The organism is Burkholderia sp. AU19243, assembly GCF_018148075.1.
GTDB classification, from domain to species: Bacteria; Pseudomonadota; Gammaproteobacteria; order Burkholderiales; family Burkholderiaceae; genus Burkholderia; species Burkholderia latens_A.
Genome location: NZ_JAGSTV010000007.1, coordinates 179,221 through 196,063 on the forward strand (window position 1 = coordinate 179,221; position 16,843 = coordinate 196,063).

The 16,843-nt window shown below is 65.6% G+C and carries 14 protein-coding genes and 7 tRNA genes; 5 read left to right on the top strand and 16 right to left on the bottom strand.

The window, feature by feature from the left end:
• Window positions 1–68 precede the first annotated feature (68 nt).
• A complete protein-coding gene (gene aceA / locus KDW55_RS15725; RefSeq protein ID WP_059547756.1) occupies window positions 69–1,376 on the top strand; it encodes an isocitrate lyase in 1,308 nt (435 codons plus the stop codon).
• Window positions 1,377–1,600: 224 nt separating this feature from the next.
• Here aceA and KDW55_RS15730 read toward each other — a convergent pair whose 3' ends face one another.
• Together KDW55_RS15730 and KDW55_RS15735 are read right to left on the bottom strand one after the other, a co-directional pair.
• Window positions 1,601–2,035, bottom strand: coding sequence for a universal stress protein (locus tag KDW55_RS15730; protein WP_040144983.1), 435 nt, complete (start codon window positions 2,033–2,035; stop codon window positions 1,601–1,603).
• A 159-nt stretch (window positions 2,036–2,194) separates the two neighbouring features.
• A complete protein-coding gene (locus KDW55_RS15735; protein ID WP_040144511.1) occupies window positions 2,195–3,100 on the bottom strand; it encodes a LysR family transcriptional regulator in 906 nt (301 codons plus the stop codon).
• A 155-nt stretch (window positions 3,101–3,255) separates the two neighbouring features.
• On the opposite strand from KDW55_RS15735, the gene KDW55_RS15740 reads away from it, so the two are divergent.
• Both KDW55_RS15740 and aceB read left to right on the top strand, forming a co-directional pair.
• Window positions 3,256–4,017: a haloacid dehalogenase type II gene (locus KDW55_RS15740; RefSeq protein ID WP_040144512.1), complete on the top strand. Its 762-nt coding sequence runs from the start codon at window positions 3,256–3,258 to the stop codon at window positions 4,015–4,017.
• Between the two features lie 67 nt (window positions 4,018–4,084).
• Window positions 4,085–5,677: a malate synthase A gene (gene aceB, locus KDW55_RS15745; protein WP_040144984.1), complete on the top strand. Its 1,593-nt coding sequence runs from the start codon at window positions 4,085–4,087 to the stop codon at window positions 5,675–5,677.
• Window positions 5,678–5,812: 135 nt separating this feature from the next.
• Here the strand turns inward: aceB and KDW55_RS15750 are convergent, their stop codons facing one another.
• Window positions 5,813–6,226 (bottom strand): gamma-glutamylcyclotransferase family protein, encoded by a 414-nt coding sequence (locus KDW55_RS15750; protein ID WP_040144513.1) that lies wholly within the window; start codon window positions 6,224–6,226, stop codon window positions 5,813–5,815.
• Between the two features lie 285 nt (window positions 6,227–6,511).
• On the opposite strand from KDW55_RS15750, the gene KDW55_RS15755 reads away from it, so the two are divergent.
• Complete coding sequence (locus tag KDW55_RS15755) at window positions 6,512–7,390, top strand: helix-turn-helix transcriptional regulator (RefSeq protein WP_245163560.1); 879 nt, start codon at window positions 6,512–6,514, stop codon at window positions 7,388–7,390.
• Window positions 7,391–7,429: 39 nt separating this feature from the next.
• On the opposite strand, the gene KDW55_RS15760 is transcribed toward KDW55_RS15755, so the two are convergent.
• The 9 genes from KDW55_RS15760 to gltX form a co-directional block, all read right to left on the bottom strand.
• Entirely contained in the window at window positions 7,430–7,894 is a 465-nt protein-coding gene (locus tag KDW55_RS15760; RefSeq protein ID WP_040144514.1) for a GNAT family N-acetyltransferase, read from the bottom strand.
• A gap of 350 nt (window positions 7,895–8,244) precedes the next feature.
• A tRNA-Asp gene (locus tag KDW55_RS15765) sits at window positions 8,245–8,321 on the bottom strand.
• 73 nt (window positions 8,322–8,394) lie between these two features.
• Window positions 8,395–8,470: transfer RNA gene (locus KDW55_RS15770), tRNA-Glu, on the bottom strand.
• Between the two features lie 65 nt (window positions 8,471–8,535).
• Window positions 8,536–8,612, bottom strand: a tRNA-Asp gene (locus tag KDW55_RS15775).
• A gap of 77 nt (window positions 8,613–8,689) precedes the next feature.
• Window positions 8,690–8,765, bottom strand: a tRNA-Glu gene (locus tag KDW55_RS15780).
• Between the two features lie 63 nt (window positions 8,766–8,828).
• Window positions 8,829–8,905 (bottom strand) — tRNA-Asp (locus KDW55_RS15785).
• Between the two features lie 80 nt (window positions 8,906–8,985).
• Window positions 8,986–9,061, bottom strand: a tRNA-Glu gene (locus KDW55_RS15790).
• 139 nt (window positions 9,062–9,200) lie between these two features.
• Window positions 9,201–9,276, bottom strand: a tRNA-Ala gene (locus KDW55_RS15795).
• A gap of 127 nt (window positions 9,277–9,403) precedes the next feature.
• On the bottom strand, window positions 9,404–10,813 hold the full coding sequence (gene gltX / locus KDW55_RS15800) for a glutamate--tRNA ligase (RefSeq protein WP_040144515.1): 1,410 nt from the start codon (window positions 10,811–10,813) through the stop codon (window positions 9,404–9,406).
• 280 nt (window positions 10,814–11,093) lie between these two features.
• Between gltX and KDW55_RS15805 the strand changes: the two genes are divergently transcribed.
• Window positions 11,094–12,020, top strand: a complete 927-nt coding sequence (locus tag KDW55_RS15805) for a patatin-like phospholipase family protein (RefSeq protein WP_069241517.1) — start codon at window positions 11,094–11,096, stop codon at window positions 12,018–12,020.
• Window positions 12,021–12,159: 139 nt separating this feature from the next.
• On the opposite strand, the gene KDW55_RS15810 is transcribed toward KDW55_RS15805, so the two are convergent.
• From KDW55_RS15810 to KDW55_RS15825, 4 genes are all read right to left on the bottom strand, one after another.
• Window positions 12,160–12,831 (bottom strand): C40 family peptidase, encoded by a 672-nt coding sequence (locus KDW55_RS15810; RefSeq protein ID WP_069241518.1) that lies wholly within the window; start codon window positions 12,829–12,831, stop codon window positions 12,160–12,162.
• A gap of 128 nt (window positions 12,832–12,959) precedes the next feature.
• A complete protein-coding gene (locus tag KDW55_RS15815; protein WP_069241519.1) occupies window positions 12,960–14,582 on the bottom strand; it encodes a dipeptide ABC transporter ATP-binding protein in 1,623 nt (540 codons plus the stop codon).
• On the bottom strand, window positions 14,579–15,676 hold the full coding sequence (locus tag KDW55_RS15820; protein WP_040144519.1) for an ABC transporter permease: 1,098 nt from the start codon (window positions 15,674–15,676) through the stop codon (window positions 14,579–14,581). Before KDW55_RS15820 ends, KDW55_RS15815 begins: the two co-directional genes overlap by 4 nt.
• Before the next feature lie 75 nt (window positions 15,677–15,751).
• Window positions 15,752–16,795, bottom strand: coding sequence for an ABC transporter permease subunit (locus KDW55_RS15825; protein ID WP_212160226.1), 1,044 nt, complete (start codon window positions 16,793–16,795; stop codon window positions 15,752–15,754).
• Between the last annotated feature and the right edge of the window lie 48 nt (window positions 16,796–16,843).

Sequence of the window (16,843 nt, forward strand, 5' to 3'; positions counted from 1 at the left end):
GCTTCGAGAACGGCATCATCACCGTCCGATTCGACTCACAGGCAACACACCGCATCAAGGAGCTCATCATGTCGCGACAGCAACAGGCACAGGAACTGCAAAAGCAATGGGAAACGGATCCGCGCTGGAAAGGCATCAAGCGCAACTACACGGCTGAGGACGTGGTCCGCCTGCGCGGCTCGATCGCCGTCGAACACACGCTCGCGAAGCGCGGCGCGGAAAAGCTGTGGGCGCTCATCAACGAGGAGCCGTTCGTCAACGCGCTCGGCGCACTGACCGGCAACCAGGCGATGCAGCAAGTGAAGGCCGGGCTGAAAGCAATTTACCTGTCCGGCTGGCAAGTGGCCGGCGACGCGAACGTCGCGGGCGAAATGTACCCCGACCAGTCGCTGTACCCGGCCAACTCGGTGCCGCTCGTCGTCAAGCGCATCAACAACACGCTGACCCGGGCCGACCAGATCCAGTGGTCGGAAGGCAAGAATCCGGGCGATGAAGGCTACGTCGACTTCTTCGCGCCGATCGTCGCCGACGCGGAAGCCGGCTTCGGCGGCGTGCTGAACGCGTTCGAACTGATGAAGGCGATGATCGAGGCCGGCGCATCGGGCGTTCACTTCGAGGACCAGCTCGCGTCGGTGAAGAAGTGCGGCCACATGGGCGGCAAGGTGCTCGTGCCGACGCGCGAAGCGGTCGCGAAGCTGACGGCCGCACGTCTGGCCGCCGACGTGATGGGTACGCCGACCGTGCTGGTCGCGCGCACCGACGCGGAAGCGGCGGACTTGATCACGTCCGACATCGACGACAACGACAAGCCGTTCCTGACCGGCGAGCGCACGGTCGAGGGCTTCTTCCGCACGAAGCCCGGCATCGAGCAGGCGATCTCGCGCGGGCTCGCGTATGCGCCGTACGCCGACCTCGTCTGGTGCGAAACGGGCAAGCCGGATCTCGAGTATGCGAAGAAGTTCGCCGAGGCGATCCACAAGCAGTTCCCCGACAAGATGCTGTCGTACAACTGCTCGCCGTCGTTCAACTGGAAGAAGAACCTCGACGACGCGACCATCGCGAAGTTCCAGAAGGAACTCGGCGCGATGGGCTACAAATTCCAGTTCATCACGCTGGCCGGCTTCCATGCGCTGAACTACTCGATGTTCAACCTCGCGCACGGTTATGCCCGCACGCAGATGAGCGCGTTCGTCGAACTGCAGCAGGCCGAGTTTGCGGCGGCCGACAAGGGCTTCACGGCCGTCAAGCATCAGCGCGAAGTCGGCACCGGCTACTTCGACGCGGTGACGCAGACGGTCGAGCGCGAAGCGTCGACGACCGCGCTGCACGGTTCGACCGAAGACGAGCAGTTCTTCGACGGCAAGAAGGTCGCGTAACGCGTGCAAGCGCGACGCCGCTGCGCGCGCGTCACCGGGGCGCGCGGCATCGGCAGCACCGGACAACAATCAGGGAGGAGACGGCAGGCGCGCGGCGAACGTCGCGCGGCCGGCCGCGCGCGGCTGCGGCCGCCTGCAACGATGCGCGCCGGCTTCGTCCGGCGCGCCCTTTTTTCAGCGGCACAGCCGTGCCGCCGCCCGGGCGGCACCGGACGCCGCCACGACTACCGATAGACGATCACCGGAATTTTCGTATGGGTCAGCACGCGCTGCGTTTCGCTGCCGATCAGCAGGCTGCCGAGCCCGCGGCGTCCGTGGGACGCCATGAAGATCACGTCGCAGCCACCGCGCTCGGCCGCCTCGATGATGCCGAGGTACGGCGACGGATGCACGCTCGTCCAGCTGTCGCAGACGACGCCGGCGGCCGTCGCGGCCGCCTGTACGTCGTCGAGGTGCGCACGCGCCTCGCGTTCGCTGCGCGCGCGGAAATCGGCGGGCGGCTCGATGATCACTTCGGAAAACGGCGAATACGGATACTGCGGCAGGCACGCATAGGCCGTGACCCGCGCGCCGACCGCGCGCGCGAGATCGATCGCGCCGTCGATCGCCTTCTGCGACAGTTCGGAACCGTCGGTTGGAACGAGGATGTGCCTGAACATCGCGCCCTCCTTCGTCAGTCGCACCGCGCGCGCCGCGAACCCATGCGGGCCGGCCCCGGCGCGTCGCGCATGCCTGTTTCGATTGTAGTGCGCGAAACACGCCGGCCGGCGCCGGCAGCGGGTTCGTCCTCATATCGGAAACACGCGGGCGAGCGCCGCTTACTCGCCCCAGTATCCGGGCCGCTCGTACGTATGTTTCAGGTAATCGAGAAACAGCCGCACGCGCAGCGGCAAGTGGCGGCGCTGCGGAAACACCGCGTGGATGCCGATCGGCGGCGCGGCGAATGCGTCGAGCACGCTGACGAGGCGGCCGGCCGCGATGTCCTCGCCGACCTCCCACCAGGATCGCCACGCCAGGCCATAACCGGCGAGACACCACTCGTGGAGCACCGCGCCGTCCGAACACTCCATCGTGCCGTTCACGCGGATCGACACGACCTTGCCGTCCTCCTGGAACGACCAGCCGCGCTGCTGATTCGCGTTCGCGGCGAGCGCGAGGCAGTTGTGGCGCGCGAGCTCCGCGAGCGTGACCGGCGTGCCGCGCCGCGCGAGATACGCGGGCGAGCCGACGCACACGCGCCGGTTCTCGCCGAGTTTCAGCGACACCAGCGACGAATCGGGCAGCTCGCCGAGCCGCACCGCGCAATCGAACCCTTCGTTGACGAGGTCGACCATCCGGTCCGACAGATCGAGCGTCACCGACACGTCCGGATGCGCACCGCTGAATTCGGGGACGAGCGGCGCGACGTGGCGCCGCCCGAAGCCGGCCGGCGCGGAAATGCGCAGGTGACCGCTCGCCTTCACGCCGCCGGCCGACACGCTCGCCTCCGCGTTCTGCATGTCGTTGATGATCCTCTGGCAATCCTCGAGGAACGCCGAGCCTTCGAACGTCAACGTGAGCTTGCGCGTGGTACGCACCAGCAGCTTGACGCCGAGCCGCTCCTCCAGGGCGTCGAGGCGGCGGCCGATGATCGCCGGCGCGACGCCTTCCGCATGCGCGGCCGCCGACAGGCTGCCCTTCGCCGCGACCGCGGCGAACGTTTCGATCTGTTTGAACCGGTCCATGAATCGACAGGACGGCGTGCCCGCCCCGCATATTGACTGAAGCCGCTCAAGATTAGGTATATGAAAGTAAAAGATCAAGTGATGATTAGCGTCTTTTTTAGCACCTGTGATCACTAATAGAATCGACTTGACCTCTGAAACTGGAGCGCAAGGCTATGTCGGCCACAACGACACTCTCCTCTCCCGACGCAATCCTCTTCGACGCATTCGGCACGTTGTTCGACGTGCATGCGGTCGTGGCCGCGGCGGAGCAGATGTTTCCCGGTCACGGGGAGCGGTTGTCGCAGCTGTGGCGACGCAAGCAAATCGAATACTCGCAGTTGCGCACGCTCGCCGATCCGTCCGGCGCCCGTTATCGCCCGTTTCGCGACATCACGCTCGATGCGCTGCGCTTCGCCGCGCGCCGGCTCGGGCTTACGCTGAACAGCGCAGCCGAGAAGCGGCTGATGGACGAATATGCGTGCCTGTCCACCTATCCCGACACGGTGCCCGCGCTGCGCACGCTGCGCGCGCTCGACCCGCGGCCGCCGCTCGCGATCCTGTCGAACGGCAATCCGGACATGCTCGACATCGCGATCAAGAGCGCCGGCATGATCGGCCTGTTCGACCGCGTGCTGTCGGCCGACGCGGTGCGCGCGTACAAGCCGAGCCCGGTCGCGTACGCGCTCGGCACCGCCGCCTTCGGCCCGAACCCGCGCAGGATCGTGTTCGTGTCGTCGAACGCGTGGGACGTCGCTGGGGCCGCGTGGTTCGGCTACACGACGTTCTGGCTCAACCGCACGGGTGCGCCCGCCGAAGAACTCGGCGTGCCGCCCGACGGCACCGGCAGCGGCATGGCCGATCTGCTCGCATTCCTCGCCACCCCGGCTCCGTCCGGCAAACCCGCAAACCGCACGCGCCCCGGCCCGGGCGCATGACGACCGCGGCGCTGCCGCCTTACCCCTTCACCGAAACCGCAACTGACCGACCAAGGAGATGAGACTCATGAGCACCCCGATCACGCTGCCGCAAGGCATGGCGATCACCGGCGAAATCAAGCCGGGTTATGAAGCGATCCTGACGCCCGACGCGCTTGCGCTCGTCGCGGCGCTGCACCGCGCGTTCGAACCGCGCCGCCAGGCGCTGCTGCAGGCGCGCGTCGAACGCACCCGCCGCCTCGACGCCGGCGAACGTCCGGACTTCCTCGCCGAAACGAAAGCGATCCGCGAAGGCGACTGGAAGGTCGCACCGCTGCCCGCCGACCTGCAGTGCCGCCGCGTCGAGATTACCGGTCCCGTCGAGCGCAAGATGATCATCAACGCGCTGAACTCGGGCGCCGATTCGTACATGACGGACTTCGAGGATTCGAACGCGCCGAACTGGACGAACCAGATCGACGGCCAGATCAACCTGAAGGACGCAGTGCGCCGCACGATCTCGCTCGAACAGAACGGCAAGTCGTACAAGCTGAACGACAAGGTCGCGACGCTGATCGTGCGTCCGCGCGGCTGGCACCTCGACGAGAAGCACGTGACGGTCGACGGCCAGCGCGTGTCCGGCGGCATCTTCGATTTCGCGCTGTTTCTGTTCCACAATGCGAAGGAATTGATCGCACGCGGCTCGGGCCCGTACTTCTACCTGCCGAAGATGGAAAGCCACCTCGAGGCGCGTCTGTGGAACGACATCTTCGTCGCGGCGCAGGAGGCGGTCGGCGTGCCGCGCGGCACGATTCGCGCGACGGTTCTGATCGAGACGATCCTCGCCGCGTTCGAGATGGACGAAATTCTGTACGAACTGCGCGAACACAGCTCGGGCCTGAACGCCGGCCGCTGGGACTACATCTTCTCGGCAATCAAGAAATTCAAGAACGACCGCGACTTCTGCCTGGCCGACCGTTCGAAGATCACGATGACGGTGCCGTTCATGCGTGCGTATGCGCTGCTGCTGCTGAAGACCTGCCACAAACGCAACGCGCCGGCGATCGGCGGGATGAGCGCGCTGATTCCGATCAAGAACGATCCGGAAGCGAACGAGAAAGCGATGGGCGGCGTGCGCTCGGACAAGCAGCGCGACGCGACCGACGGCTACGACGGCGGCTGGGTAGCGCACCCGGGCCTCGTGCCGATCGCGATGGAGGAATTCGTCAAGGTGCTCGGCGACAAGCCAAACCAGATCTCGAAGCAGCGCGACGACGTGCAGATCGAAGCCGCTAACCTGCTCGACTTCCAGCCTGAAGCACCGATCACCGAAGCGGGCCTGCGCAACAACATCAACGTCGGCATTCACTACCTCGGCGCATGGCTCGACGGCAACGGTTGCGTGCCGATCCACAATCTGATGGAAGACGCAGCGACCGCCGAGATCTCCCGCTCGCAGGTGTGGCAGTGGATCCGCTCGCCGAAGGGCGTGCTCGACGACGGCCGCAAGGTCACCGCCGAACTCGTGCGCGAATTCGCGAAGGCGGAGCTCGACAACGTGAAGCGCTCGGTCGGCGGCAACACGCAGCCGTACGAGCGTGCCGCGGCGATTTTCGAGCAGATGTCGACGTCGGAAGGCTTTACCGAATTCCTGACGCTGCCGCTGTACGAGGAAATCTGAGCGCGAGGGCAGTCTTCCCCGAACGGGCCGTCGCAGCCTTGCTCGCCGCAGGTCGCGCGGCCCGGTCCCGGCGACATGAAAAAAAGCGCCCGGCGGGCGCTTTTTCTTCGTCGGCGTGGACGGCCGCCGAATCGCTCAGGCGGCTTCCCGCTCGCGCCGATGCTGCACCCAATCGCCCGATTCGATCCGTGGACGGTCGGCCGCCGCATGCGCGGCGACCGGATAATAAACGCACGCATACGAGCGCCCGCCGAGTTCGACGGTAACCGGCTCCTGCCGGAACAACGTGTCGACGCCAGGATAGATGCGCTCGATCTCGTCGAGCACGGGCACCAGTTGCTCGTCGATTTCGTAGACGTCGCCCCATACGAGCGACTGGCTGTCCGACCCGGCGATCATCCCAGGGTACGTACCGAAATCGTATAGTTCGCCGGGCAGCGCTGCCGCACCCAGCAACGTCGGCGCGGCGATTCCGTGCCGTGCGGCCGCACGGGCGATGTCGTTCGCTTCTCCTGCCCTCAACGTGCCGTAGACGAATACGTAACGCATCTTGGTTCTCCTCTTCGATTCAGCCGATGCCAAGCCAGGGCCGTCGCGGCCGGAGCACCGCTCGCGCGACACCGCGCCCGCCTTGGCGGATCGAAATCGCGGCCCGATGGTTCATTGCGTCCGCGCAAGCCGCGCAGTCTGAATACCGCTCGCACGAGCCGGCATACGCGCGGCCCCATATAAAGTTCATTTGAACGGTGCATTATCGGCCGAAAAACCGCCGCATGCGCGTGCGCGGCGCCTTCTAAAATGACGGCATCGCCGCCCGCGCCGACCGAATCGCCCATGAATCCGCCTGACCAAGCCGACGCATCGAACCCTTACGACGTCATCGACATCCCGCCCGAGTTCGCGCCGACCCGCGTCCATCCGATGCGTGTGCGGGCGCGGCAGGTCGATGCCGGGCGCCGGATTCCGCTGCACACGCACGCGTGGGCGCAACTCGCGTATGCGTCGCGCGGCGTGCTGCGTGTCGCCACGACCGGAACGACGTGGATGGTGCCGCCGTCCCGCGCGATCTGGGTGCCGCCGCACGTGACGCACGAGGTGGCGATCGTCGAGGACGCGTATTTGCGCACGCTGTACATCGACGAATCGATCGTGCCGGACGGACTCGATGCGTGCCGCGTGGTGGAGGTGACGGGGTTGCTGCGCGAGCTGATCATCGCGCTCGACGCGCGTGAACTGAGTGATGCGCGCGAACGGCTGCTATGCGGGCTTGTGCTCGACGAACTGAGTCACGCCGAGCCGCTGCCGCTTGCGGTACCGATGCCTGACGAGAAACGGCTGCGCATGCTGTGCGAGTCGGTGCTCGCGCAGCCGGCGCACGCGGAATCGCTCGAACACTGGGCGAGCGAAGTCGGTGCGAGCACGCGGACGATATCGAGGCTGTTCAGGCAGGAACTGGGCGTGAGTTTCTCGCAATGGCGGCAGCAGGCGCTGCTCGCGCGCGCGATCCCGCTGTTGAACCAGGGTCGTCCGCTGTCGCATATCGCCCGCGAGTTGGGCTACCAGAGCCAGAGCGCGTTTTCGGCGATGTTCCGGCGCGCATTCGGCGAAAGCCCGCGCGCGTTCATGCTGCGCGGCTACGAACCCCGCAGCGCGGGAAGCCGCGCCGCGGGCGACGAAACGGCCGGCGACGACGCGACCGGCGTCACCCGCTGACCACCGCGGCGGCGGACGCGGCGTTGTCCCGCCCGGCGCTCAGACCGGACGCACCATGTGACGAATCGATCCGAGCTGCGCGAGCCTCGGCCCCGTGACACGATAGCCCATCCGCTCGTAAAGCTTCGCGGCCGGATTGTCGACGAATACGCGCAATTGCAGTTCGTGCAGCCCGCGGGCACGCGCCCAGCGGTGCGACATGTCGAGCATGTACGTGCCGGCGCCCTGCCCGCGATGGCCGGCGGCGATCTGCACGTCGCGGATGTGCAGCGAATCGCCCTCTTCTGTCACGCGCAGCACGCCGATGCGCTCGCCGTCCGCTTCCAGGATGAAGTTCTCGGATTCGCGCCAGCTCGCATAGAAGAGGTCGCTGCGCCAGACAAGCCCGTGTCGCTTGTAATAGCCGCCCATGTTGCCGTGGGTCAGCGCCTCGGCAAACGGAAAATCGCCGGGCTCCGCGGGCCGGAGCTGATACAGGAGTCGCAGGTCGGTCGGATCGAGCATCGCGCAAGGGTCGAGAACGCATCCCGCCACGATAGCGCAGTCGCGAGCGGATGCAATCACGAATTTCTCGTAGCGGCGTACGGGCCAGCGACGCAGTTGAGAAGCCGACGGCGTGCGCCTCCGACGATACAAATGAAAAAGCCCGCACGAGGCGGGCTTCTTCATTTTTGGCGGAGCGGACGGGACTCGCCTACATCCCGCAGGCCGCGGTTGCGCGTGCACGCGCAACCCTTCGATTCCCGCCGGAAGCCGCGCAGGCGGCTTCCTCCGCTCCGTAGTCACACGCACGCAAGCGTGCGCCTCCGACGATACAAATGAAAAAGCCCGCACGAGGCGGGCTTCTTCATTTTTGGCGGAGCGGACGGGACTCGAACCCGCGACCCCCGGCGTGACAGGCCGGTATTCTAACCGACTGAACTACCGCTCCAGTCTTGCTTCTTGCCTGGCAGGCGTCGGTTACTTCCTGCCGGCGCATCGTTTGTTCGAACGACGCCGAAATCTGGCGTCCCCTAGGGGATTCGAACCCCTGTACTCACCGTGAAAGGGTGATGTCCTAGGCCTCTAGACGAAGGGGACAACGTACTGCTTACATCTTTAACGCAAAAGCCCGTTCAAAACGTTCATTTGAACGGGCTTCGTTCTGGCGGAGCGGACGGGGCTCGAACCCGCGACCCCCGGCGTGACAGGCCGGTATTCTAACCAACTGAACTACCGCTCCAGCTTTTCTTACCCCACCTGCAGACCACGTTCACGATCTGCAAGCGTTGCGACACTTCTACGAAACGCCGCTGAATCTGGCGTCCCCTAGGGGATTCGAACCCCTGTACTCACCGTGAAAGGGTGATGTCCTAGGCCTCTAGACGAAGGGGACAACGTACTGCTTACATCTTTAATACAAAAGCCCGCTCAAAAACGTCTTGAACGGGCTTCGTTCTGGCGGAGCGGACGGGACTCGAACCCGCGACCCCCGGCGTGACAGGCCGGTATTCTAACCGACTGAACTACCGCTCCAACTTTCTGCACCGTTACCTGCAGGACGTCGGTTACGTTCCTGCAAGCCTCGCGACACTTCCATGAAACGCCGCTGAATCTGGCGTCCCCTAGGGGATTCGAACCCCTGTACTCACCGTGAAAGGGTGATGTCCTAGGCCTCTAGACGAAGGGGACATGATCTTTTCAGACCTGTCTGACTTTCGCTATTCACTCATCGTCAACAGCGAAGGCCGAAATTTTAACTGCTTTAAATCATTTTGTGAAGCATTTATTACCACTAGCACTGCTTCACAAATCAATCATTTTGTTCTGATGGTGGAGGTAAGCGGGATCGAACCGCTGACCTCTTGCATGCCATGCAAGCGCTCTCCCAGCTGAGCTATACCCCCTTGCAGAACAGATATGAGATTATATGGACCGAATTTGAACTTGTAAATACCCTTTTTGCGATTCGAGCGAAATTTTTTGCGAAGCCGCCGCGACGTCACGCGCAACCGGCTTCGCGCTACCGCGACCTCAAGCCAGCGCGGCCTCGATACGCGATACCACGACATCGCGACCGAACAGCACGAGCACCGCGTCGATCGACGGCGTATGTGTGGTGCCCGCCACGAGCAGGCGCACCGGCATCGCGAGTTGCGGCATCTTCAGCTTGTGCGTCGCGAGCGTCGCCTTCAGCGCCGCGGATACCGCCTCCTTCGTCCAGTCGGCCGCCTTGAGCGCGCCGGCGAGATCGGCGAGCGCGGGGCGCACCGCGTCGGTCACGTGCTGCGCGAGCGCATCGGGCTCCGGCGCCGGCACACGGTAGAACATCGCGGCGCCTTCCGCGATTTCCTTGACCGTCGTCGCGCGGTCCTTCATCAGACCGACCACCGCATCGAGCGCCGGGCCCGTTGCGATCGCCGCGTCATCGATGCCGAGCGCATCGAGGAACGGTTTCGCCAGGCCGGCGAGGCGCGCATTGTCGGCTTCCTTGATGTAGTGCGCGTTCAGCCAGCTCAGCTTGCTGTGGTCGTACTGCGCAGGCGACTTGCCGAGATGCTCGAGGTCGAACCATTCGACGAACTGCTCGCGCGAGAAAATTTCCGCGTCGCCGTGCGACCAGCCGAGACGCGCGAGATAGTTGACGACAGCCTCCGGCAGGAAGCCTGCGTCGCGATAGGCCATCACGCTCATCGCGCCGTGCCGCTTGCTCATCTTCTCGCCCTGTTCGTTCAGCACGGTCGGCAGGTGCGCATAGACGGGCGGTTCGCCGCCGAGCGCGCGCAGGATGTTGATCTGCCGAGGCGTGTTGTTGACGTGGTCGTCGCCGCGGATCACGTGCGTGATGTTCATGTCCATGTCGTCCACGACCACGCAGAAGTTGTAGATCGGCGTGCCGTCCGGACGCGCGATCACGAGGTCGTCGAGTTCCTCGTTCGAGATCTCGACACGGCCCTTCACCGCGTCGTCCCACACGACCGTGCCGGTCAGCGGGTTGCGGAAACGCAGCACCGGCTTCACGCCGGCCGGCGGTTCGGGCAACACCTTGCCCGGCTCCGGACGCCACGTGCCGTCGTAGCGCGGCTTCAGGCCGGCCGCGCGCTGGCGTTCGCGCAGCGCGTCGAGTTCCTCGGCCGACATGTAGCACGGGTAAGCGAGACCTTGGTCGACCATCTGCGCGAGCACTTCGCGGTAGCGATCCATCCGCTGCATCTGGTAGATCGGGCCTTCGTCGAAATCCAGCCCGAGCCATTGCATCCCTTCGAGGATCGCGTCGACCGCTTCCTGCGACGAGCGCTCGACGTCGGTGTCCTCGATACGCAGCACGAACGTGCCCTTCATCTTGCGGGCGAACGCCCACGGATAGAGCGCAGAGCGGATGTTGCCGAGATGGATGAAGCCGGTGGGACTCGGCGCGAAGCGGGTACGGACAGGACGGGTCATAAACGGTAACTCGAACGCCTGGGGCGCATGAATGATTCGACGCGGGATCGACGGCGGCAGCCCGGACTGCAACGGGGCCGGCCGCGCCCGGAACGGGAAAGAAGCCGGAATTATACTCGCGCCCGCCTTCGCGCCAAGCGCACCGCTTGCTTTATGATGTGCGCGCCGCGGCTGCCAGCAGGCGCCGCGCCGGCCGCACGGATACCGCCGCGCGGCCGCTCGGAAACTATCGCCGCCGCGGGCTCCCCCGCTCGCCGCCAAGCCGCCGGAGAACCATTCGATGTCGTCCCCTCGCCTGTCGCGCCGCCACTTCACGATCGCATGCGCGTCCGCCAGCCTCGCCGCCTGCACGTCGTTCGGCGACAAGTCCCGTCCCGGCAACGCCGTGAATTCCGCGCAATCGCACGAGAAGCCCGTGAAGATCGGCATCGCACTCGGCGGAGGCGCCGCGCGCGGCTTCTCGCACATCGGCGTGTTGAAAGCGCTCGAAGCACGCGGCATCCCGGTCGAGATCGTCGCGGGTACCAGCGCGGGCTCGGTAGTCGGCGCGCTGTACGCATCGGGAATGACCGGCCTGCAGATCAACAAGATCGCGCTCGACATGGACCAGGCGGCGATCAGCGACTGGGCGCTGCCGTTCCGCTCGCGCGGGCTGCTGCAGGGCGTCGCGCTGCAGAACTTCCTCAACAAGACGCTCAACAACCGGCCGATCGAGAAGATGGCCAAGCCGCTCGGCATCGTCGCGACCGACCTGCAGAACGGCCAGCCGATCCTGTTTCAGCAGGGCAATACGGGGCTCGCGGTGCGCGCGTCGTGCAGCGTACCGTCGGTGTTCGAGCCCGTGAAGATCGGCAGTCGCGAATATGTCGACGGCGGCCTCGTGAGCCCGGTGCCGGCTTCGTTCGCGCGCAGGATGGGCGCGAGCTTCGTGATCGCGGTCGACATCTCGTCGCGGCCGGACGGCGCGGCGACCAACAACCCGATCGATATGCTGCTGCAAACCTTCACGATCATGGGCCAGACGATCAAGACCTACGAGCTCGACAAATACGCGGACGTCGTGGTCCGCCCGAACCTCGCGGCGATGGGCGGCAGCGATTTCAATCAGCGCAACGCGGCGATACTCGCGGGCGAGGAAGCCGTCGCGCGGATCATGCCGGAACTGCAACGCAAGCTCGCGGCAGCCCGCGGCGTTGCGGCCGCGTAAGGTACACGCATCGCGGCGGGCGGTGCGCGACCGTGCACGCCGCCGGCGGCGCACCCTTTTCCCGTGCCCTGAAAACAAAAAACCCTGCCGCCTTCCGGTGACAGGGTTTCGTCGCTCCGGCGCAGCGCCGGCGAATGTGTCAGTTGCTGCCGTTCGACGAGTCGTCGCCGATCGTCGCGCGCACGCGCTGGCGGAGGTCGTCGGCCTTCATCGGAAACTCCGACTCGAGCCGGCGTGCGCCGGTGAACCGCTTTTCCCAGTAGCCGCTGTCGAGATCGTCGACGCGGATCGTGCTGCCCGTCGACGGCGAATGCACGAACTTGTTGTCGCCGATATAGATGCCGACGTGTGAGAACGTGCGGCGCATCGTGTTGAAGAACACGAGATCGCCCGGTTTCAGGTTGCTCATGCTGACCTTCTCGCCGACGCGGCTCATCTCTTCGGCGCGGCGCGGCAGCGACATGCCGAGCGTGTCCTGGAACACGTAGCGGACGAAGCCGCTGCAGTCGAGGCCCGAATCCGGCGAGTTGCCGCCCCAGCGATAGCGCACCCCGATCATGTTGAGCGCACCGACGACGACGTCGCCGGCTTTCCCCGCCATGCCGGCGAGGAACGACTTCGCACCGCCCGACGGCTGCGCGGTGGTCTGCTGAGTGGCGGAAGTCGACCCGATTTGAGTCGAATTCGTGACATTTTGGTTGAAACTGCTGACTTCATCGGCGAACGCGCCGGGAGCTGCTGCGAACAGGGCGCCGATGAACAGCCCGGCGACGGTGCGCGCGCATGCCTGGGTCAGGGATCGATGCTGCATTGGTCGATGGAATTTGCTTAAAAATCAGCTGATTGGCGGAAAATTTCGGTCGATACTAGCCAGCGCGTAATCGTTTGTCAAAACAAATTAAAAAATACAATCGAGATGGTCAGACCATTGGACGCCTATCACGCTTTCCAGACCGCTTTCAACAGCTTTTGTGTGTAAGGATGTGACGGCCTCGTGAAGATGTCGGCGACCTCGCCGGACTCCACGATCGCCCCGCCCTGCATCACCGCGACGCGGTGGGCCATCGCGCCGATCACCTCGAGGTCGTGGCTGATGAATACATAGCCGAGGTTGTATTTCTGTTGCAAATTCGCGAGCAGCTTCAGCACCTGCTGCTGGATCGACACGTCGAGCGCCGACGTCGGTTCGTCGAGAATCAGGATGCGCGGCTCGAGCACGAGCGCGCGCGCGATTGCGATCCGCTGGCGCTGGCCGCCGGAGAATTCGTGCGGATAGCGATGCAGCACCGTCCGGTCGAGGCCGACTTCGCGCAGCACGGCGAGCGACTTCGCGCGGCGCGCATCGGGCGTCAGCTCGGGCCGATGCAGCTCGAGCCCCTCGCCGACGATGCGCTCGATCGTGTGACGCGGCGACAGCGAGCTGAAGGGGTCCTGAAAGACGACCTGCATGTTCGAGCGCAGCGCGGTCTGCTCGCGGCCGCGGTAGCTCGACAGCGCGCGCCCCTGAAACTCGATCTCGCCGTGCGTCGTCTTTTGCAGTCCGAGCAGCGCCATCGCGAGCGTCGACTTCCCGGAGCCGGATTCCCCGACGATACCGAGCGTCTCGCCCTGGCGCACCGATACGGACACGTCCGCGACCGCCGTCACCGGCGCCGTGCCGAACCATCCCGCGAAACCCGGCCGCTTGCGCGCGAACTGCACGCTCACGTGGCGCGCATCGAGCACGACGGGCGCAATCGGCATGACCGGCGCGACCGCGCGCTGCGGCCGGCTGTTCAGGAGCCGCCGCGTATACGGATGCTCCGGCTCCGCGAAGATCCGCTCGACCGGCCCGCTTTCGACCAGCCGACCGCGTTCCATCACCGCGACCCGCTGCGCGAAGTGCCGCACTAGGTTCAGGTCGTGCGTGATCAGCAGAATCGCCATGCCGCGCTTTTCCGCCTCCTCGCGCTGCAGTTCGAGCAGCAGATCGACGATCTGCGCGCGGATCGTCACGTCGAGCGCGGTAGTCGGCTCGTCGGCGAGCAGCAGGCGCGGCCGGCACGCGAGCGCCATCGCGATCATCGCGCGCTGGCGCTGGCCGCCCGACAGCTGGTGCGGATAGCTGTCGACGCGCTTCTCCGGCTCGCCGATACCGGTGCGCGCGAGCAGCGCCACCGCGCGTTTGCGCGCTTCGGCCGCGGACACGCCGTCGTGCAGCACGATCGTCTCGCCGATTTGCGCGCCGATCGTGTAGAGCGGGTTCAGCGCGGTCATCGGCTCCTGGAAAATCATCGCAATGTCCGAGCCGCGCAGCCCGCGCATCTCGCGCTCGCTCTTGCCGGCAAGGTCCTGGCCGGCGAAGCGGATCGTGCCGCTCACGTCGGCGTCGCGCAGCAACCGCAGGATCGAGAGCGCGGTCACGCTCTTGCCCGACCCCGACTCGCCGACGAGCGCGATGCGCTCGCCGCGGCCGATCGCGAGCGTCACGTCGTCGACGGCAACCGTGTCGCCGAAGCGCACGTGCAGATGCTCGAGCGACAGCAGCGGTTCGTCCGTATTCGATACGACCGTATCGCTCATCGCTGCCCTCCCGCCGCGCGCACCGAGTCGGCGATCCGCGTGTCGAGCGCGTTGCGCAGCGCGTCGCCCATGAAGGTCAGCAGCAGCAGCGTCGCGACCAGCACGCCGAACGTCGATAGCGAGATCCACCACGCGTCGAGATTGCCCTTGCCCTGCGCCAGCAGCTCGCCGAGGCTCGGCGTCGGCGGCGGCACGCCGAGCCCGAGAAAGTCGAGGCTCGTGAGCGCGAGGATCGCGCCGCTCATCCGGAACGGCAGGAACGTGATCACGGGAGTCATGCTGTTCGGCAGCACGTGGCGCCAGATGATCTGCCAGTTCGTGAGGCCCATCGCGCGTGCCGCGCGCACGTAGTCCTGCGTGCGGTTGCGCAGGAACTCGGCGCGCACGTAGTCGGCGAGGCCGATCCAGCCGAACAGCGACAGCAGCACGATCAGCAGCAGGAAACTCGGCTCGAAGATCGACGCGAAGATGATCAGCAGATACAACTCCGGCAGCGAGCTCCAGATTTCGATCAACCGCTGCCCGACGATGTCGATGCGTCCGCCGAAGAAGCCTTGCACCGCGCCCGCCGCAATCCCGAGCAGCGTGCCGATGGCCGTAAGGATCAATCCGAACTCGACCGACACACGGAACCCGTACACGAGCCGCGCGAGCAGATCACGCCCTTGCGCGTCGGTGCCGAGCCAGTTCGCGCGCGACGGCGGCGCCGGATTCGGCACGTCCGAGAAGTAGTTCAACGTGTCGTAGTAATAGCGGTTCGGCGGGTAGACGACGAAGTTGCCCGGCGCATCGAGCCGCTTGCGCACGTATGGATCGAGATAGTCGGCCGGCGTCGGGAAGTCGCCGCCGAAAGTCGTCTCCGGGTACGCATGGAACATCGGGAAATAGTAGTGGCCGTCATAGCGCACCACGAGCGGCTTGTCGTTGGACCACAGCGGCGCCGCGAGACTCGCGGCGAACGCGACGACGAAGATCACGAAGCTCCAGTAGCCGAGGCGCTGCTGGCGAAAACGCCGCCACACGCGGCGTGCGGGCGATGGCGACACGCGCGCCCGCGCGGCGTCGATGCGGGACGACACGACGGCCCGGTTCATCGCGCACCTCGTGTGGCGAGCGCGGGTACGCAGGCCGATGCGCGGGCAGGCAGCGTGCGGACGGACGGTTTCATGTCAGCGCTCCAGGTTGTCGAATTGAATGCGCGGGTCGACCCACACGTAGCAGAGGTCGGAGACAAGCTTCGTTGCGAGCCCGATCAGCGTGAACAGGTACAGCGTGCCGAGCACCACCGGATAGTCGCGCCGCACGACCGATTCGTACGACAGCAGCCCCAGGCCGTCGAGCGAGAACAGCGTCTCGATCAGCAGGCTGCCGGTGAAGAACGCGCCGATGAATGCGGCGGGGAACCCGACCATCAGCGGCAGCATCGCGTTGCGGAACACGTGCTTCCACAGCACGGTGCGCTCGGCGAGCCCTTTCGCGCGTGCGGTCAGCACGTATTGCTTGCGGATTTCGTCGAGGAACGCATTCTTCGTGAGCATCGTGACGACCGCGAAGCTGCCGACGACCGATGCGGTGATCGGCAGCGCGATGTGCCACAGGTAGTCGAGCACCTTGCCGCCGAGCGATAGCTGCGCGAAGTTGTCCGACGTGAGCCCGCGCAGCGGGAACAGCTGCCAGAACGAGCCGCCGCCGAACAGCACGAGCAGCAGCACGCCGAGCACGAAGCCCGGAATCGCATAGCCGACCAGTACGACGAGACTCGTCGCGACGTCGAACGGCGAGCCGTTGCGCACGGCCTTCGCGATGCCGAGCGGCACCGAGATCAGGTACGTGACGAAGAACGTCCACAGCCCGATGCTGATCGACACCGGCAGCTTCTGCACGATCAGCGACCACACGCTTTGATGGCGAAAGTAGCTTTCGCCGAGATCGAAGCGCGCGAAGCGCTTCAGCATCAGCCAATAGCGCTCGAGCGGCGGCTTGTCGAAACCATACAGCGCCTTGAGCTGCGCGAGCTGCTGCGCGTCGACGCCCGTATGCGCGCGCATGCCGAACGGTGTCGCGCCCTGCTCCGTCGCGCCCTTGCGCAGCTCCTGCACGGCCTGTTCGACCGGCCCGCCCGGCACGAACTGAATCACGGCGAACGTGAGCGTGAGCACGCCGACGAGCGTCGGGACCATCAGCAGCAGGCGTTTGAGGATGTAGCTCCACATAAGGCGTCGACTCGCGATCGTCAGGCTGGATTGAATGAAAGCAGGCGG

Coding starts and splice junctions, on each gene's coding strand:
- aceA (WP_059547756.1), top strand. CDS start 69: ATGTCGCGACAGCAACAGGCACAGGAACTGCAAAAGCAATGGGAAACG.
- KDW55_RS15730 (WP_040144983.1), bottom strand. CDS start 2,035: ATGTTCAGGCACATCCTCGTTCCAACCGACGGTTCCGAACTGTCGCAG.
- KDW55_RS15735 (WP_040144511.1), bottom strand. CDS start 3,100: ATGGACCGGTTCAAACAGATCGAAACGTTCGCCGCGGTCGCGGCGAAG.
- KDW55_RS15740 (WP_040144512.1), top strand. CDS start 3,256: ATGTCGGCCACAACGACACTCTCCTCTCCCGACGCAATCCTCTTCGAC.
- aceB (WP_040144984.1), top strand. CDS start 4,085: ATGAGCACCCCGATCACGCTGCCGCAAGGCATGGCGATCACCGGCGAA.
- KDW55_RS15750 (WP_040144513.1), bottom strand. CDS start 6,226: ATGCGTTACGTATTCGTCTACGGCACGTTGAGGGCAGGAGAAGCGAAC.
- KDW55_RS15755 (WP_245163560.1), top strand. CDS start 6,512: ATGAATCCGCCTGACCAAGCCGACGCATCGAACCCTTACGACGTCATC.
- KDW55_RS15760 (WP_040144514.1), bottom strand. CDS start 7,894: ATGCTCGATCCGACCGACCTGCGACTCCTGTATCAGCTCCGGCCCGCG.
- gltX (WP_040144515.1), bottom strand. CDS start 10,813: ATGACCCGTCCTGTCCGTACCCGCTTCGCGCCGAGTCCCACCGGCTTC.
- KDW55_RS15805 (WP_069241517.1), top strand. CDS start 11,094: ATGTCGTCCCCTCGCCTGTCGCGCCGCCACTTCACGATCGCATGCGCG.
- KDW55_RS15810 (WP_069241518.1), bottom strand. CDS start 12,831: ATGCAGCATCGATCCCTGACCCAGGCATGCGCGCGCACCGTCGCCGGG.
- KDW55_RS15815 (WP_069241519.1), bottom strand. CDS start 14,582: ATGAGCGATACGGTCGTATCGAATACGGACGAACCGCTGCTGTCGCTC.
- KDW55_RS15820 (WP_040144519.1), bottom strand. CDS start 15,676: ATGAACCGGGCCGTCGTGTCGTCCCGCATCGACGCCGCGCGGGCGCGC.
- KDW55_RS15825 (WP_212160226.1), bottom strand. CDS start 16,795: ATGTGGAGCTACATCCTCAAACGCCTGCTGCTGATGGTCCCGACGCTC.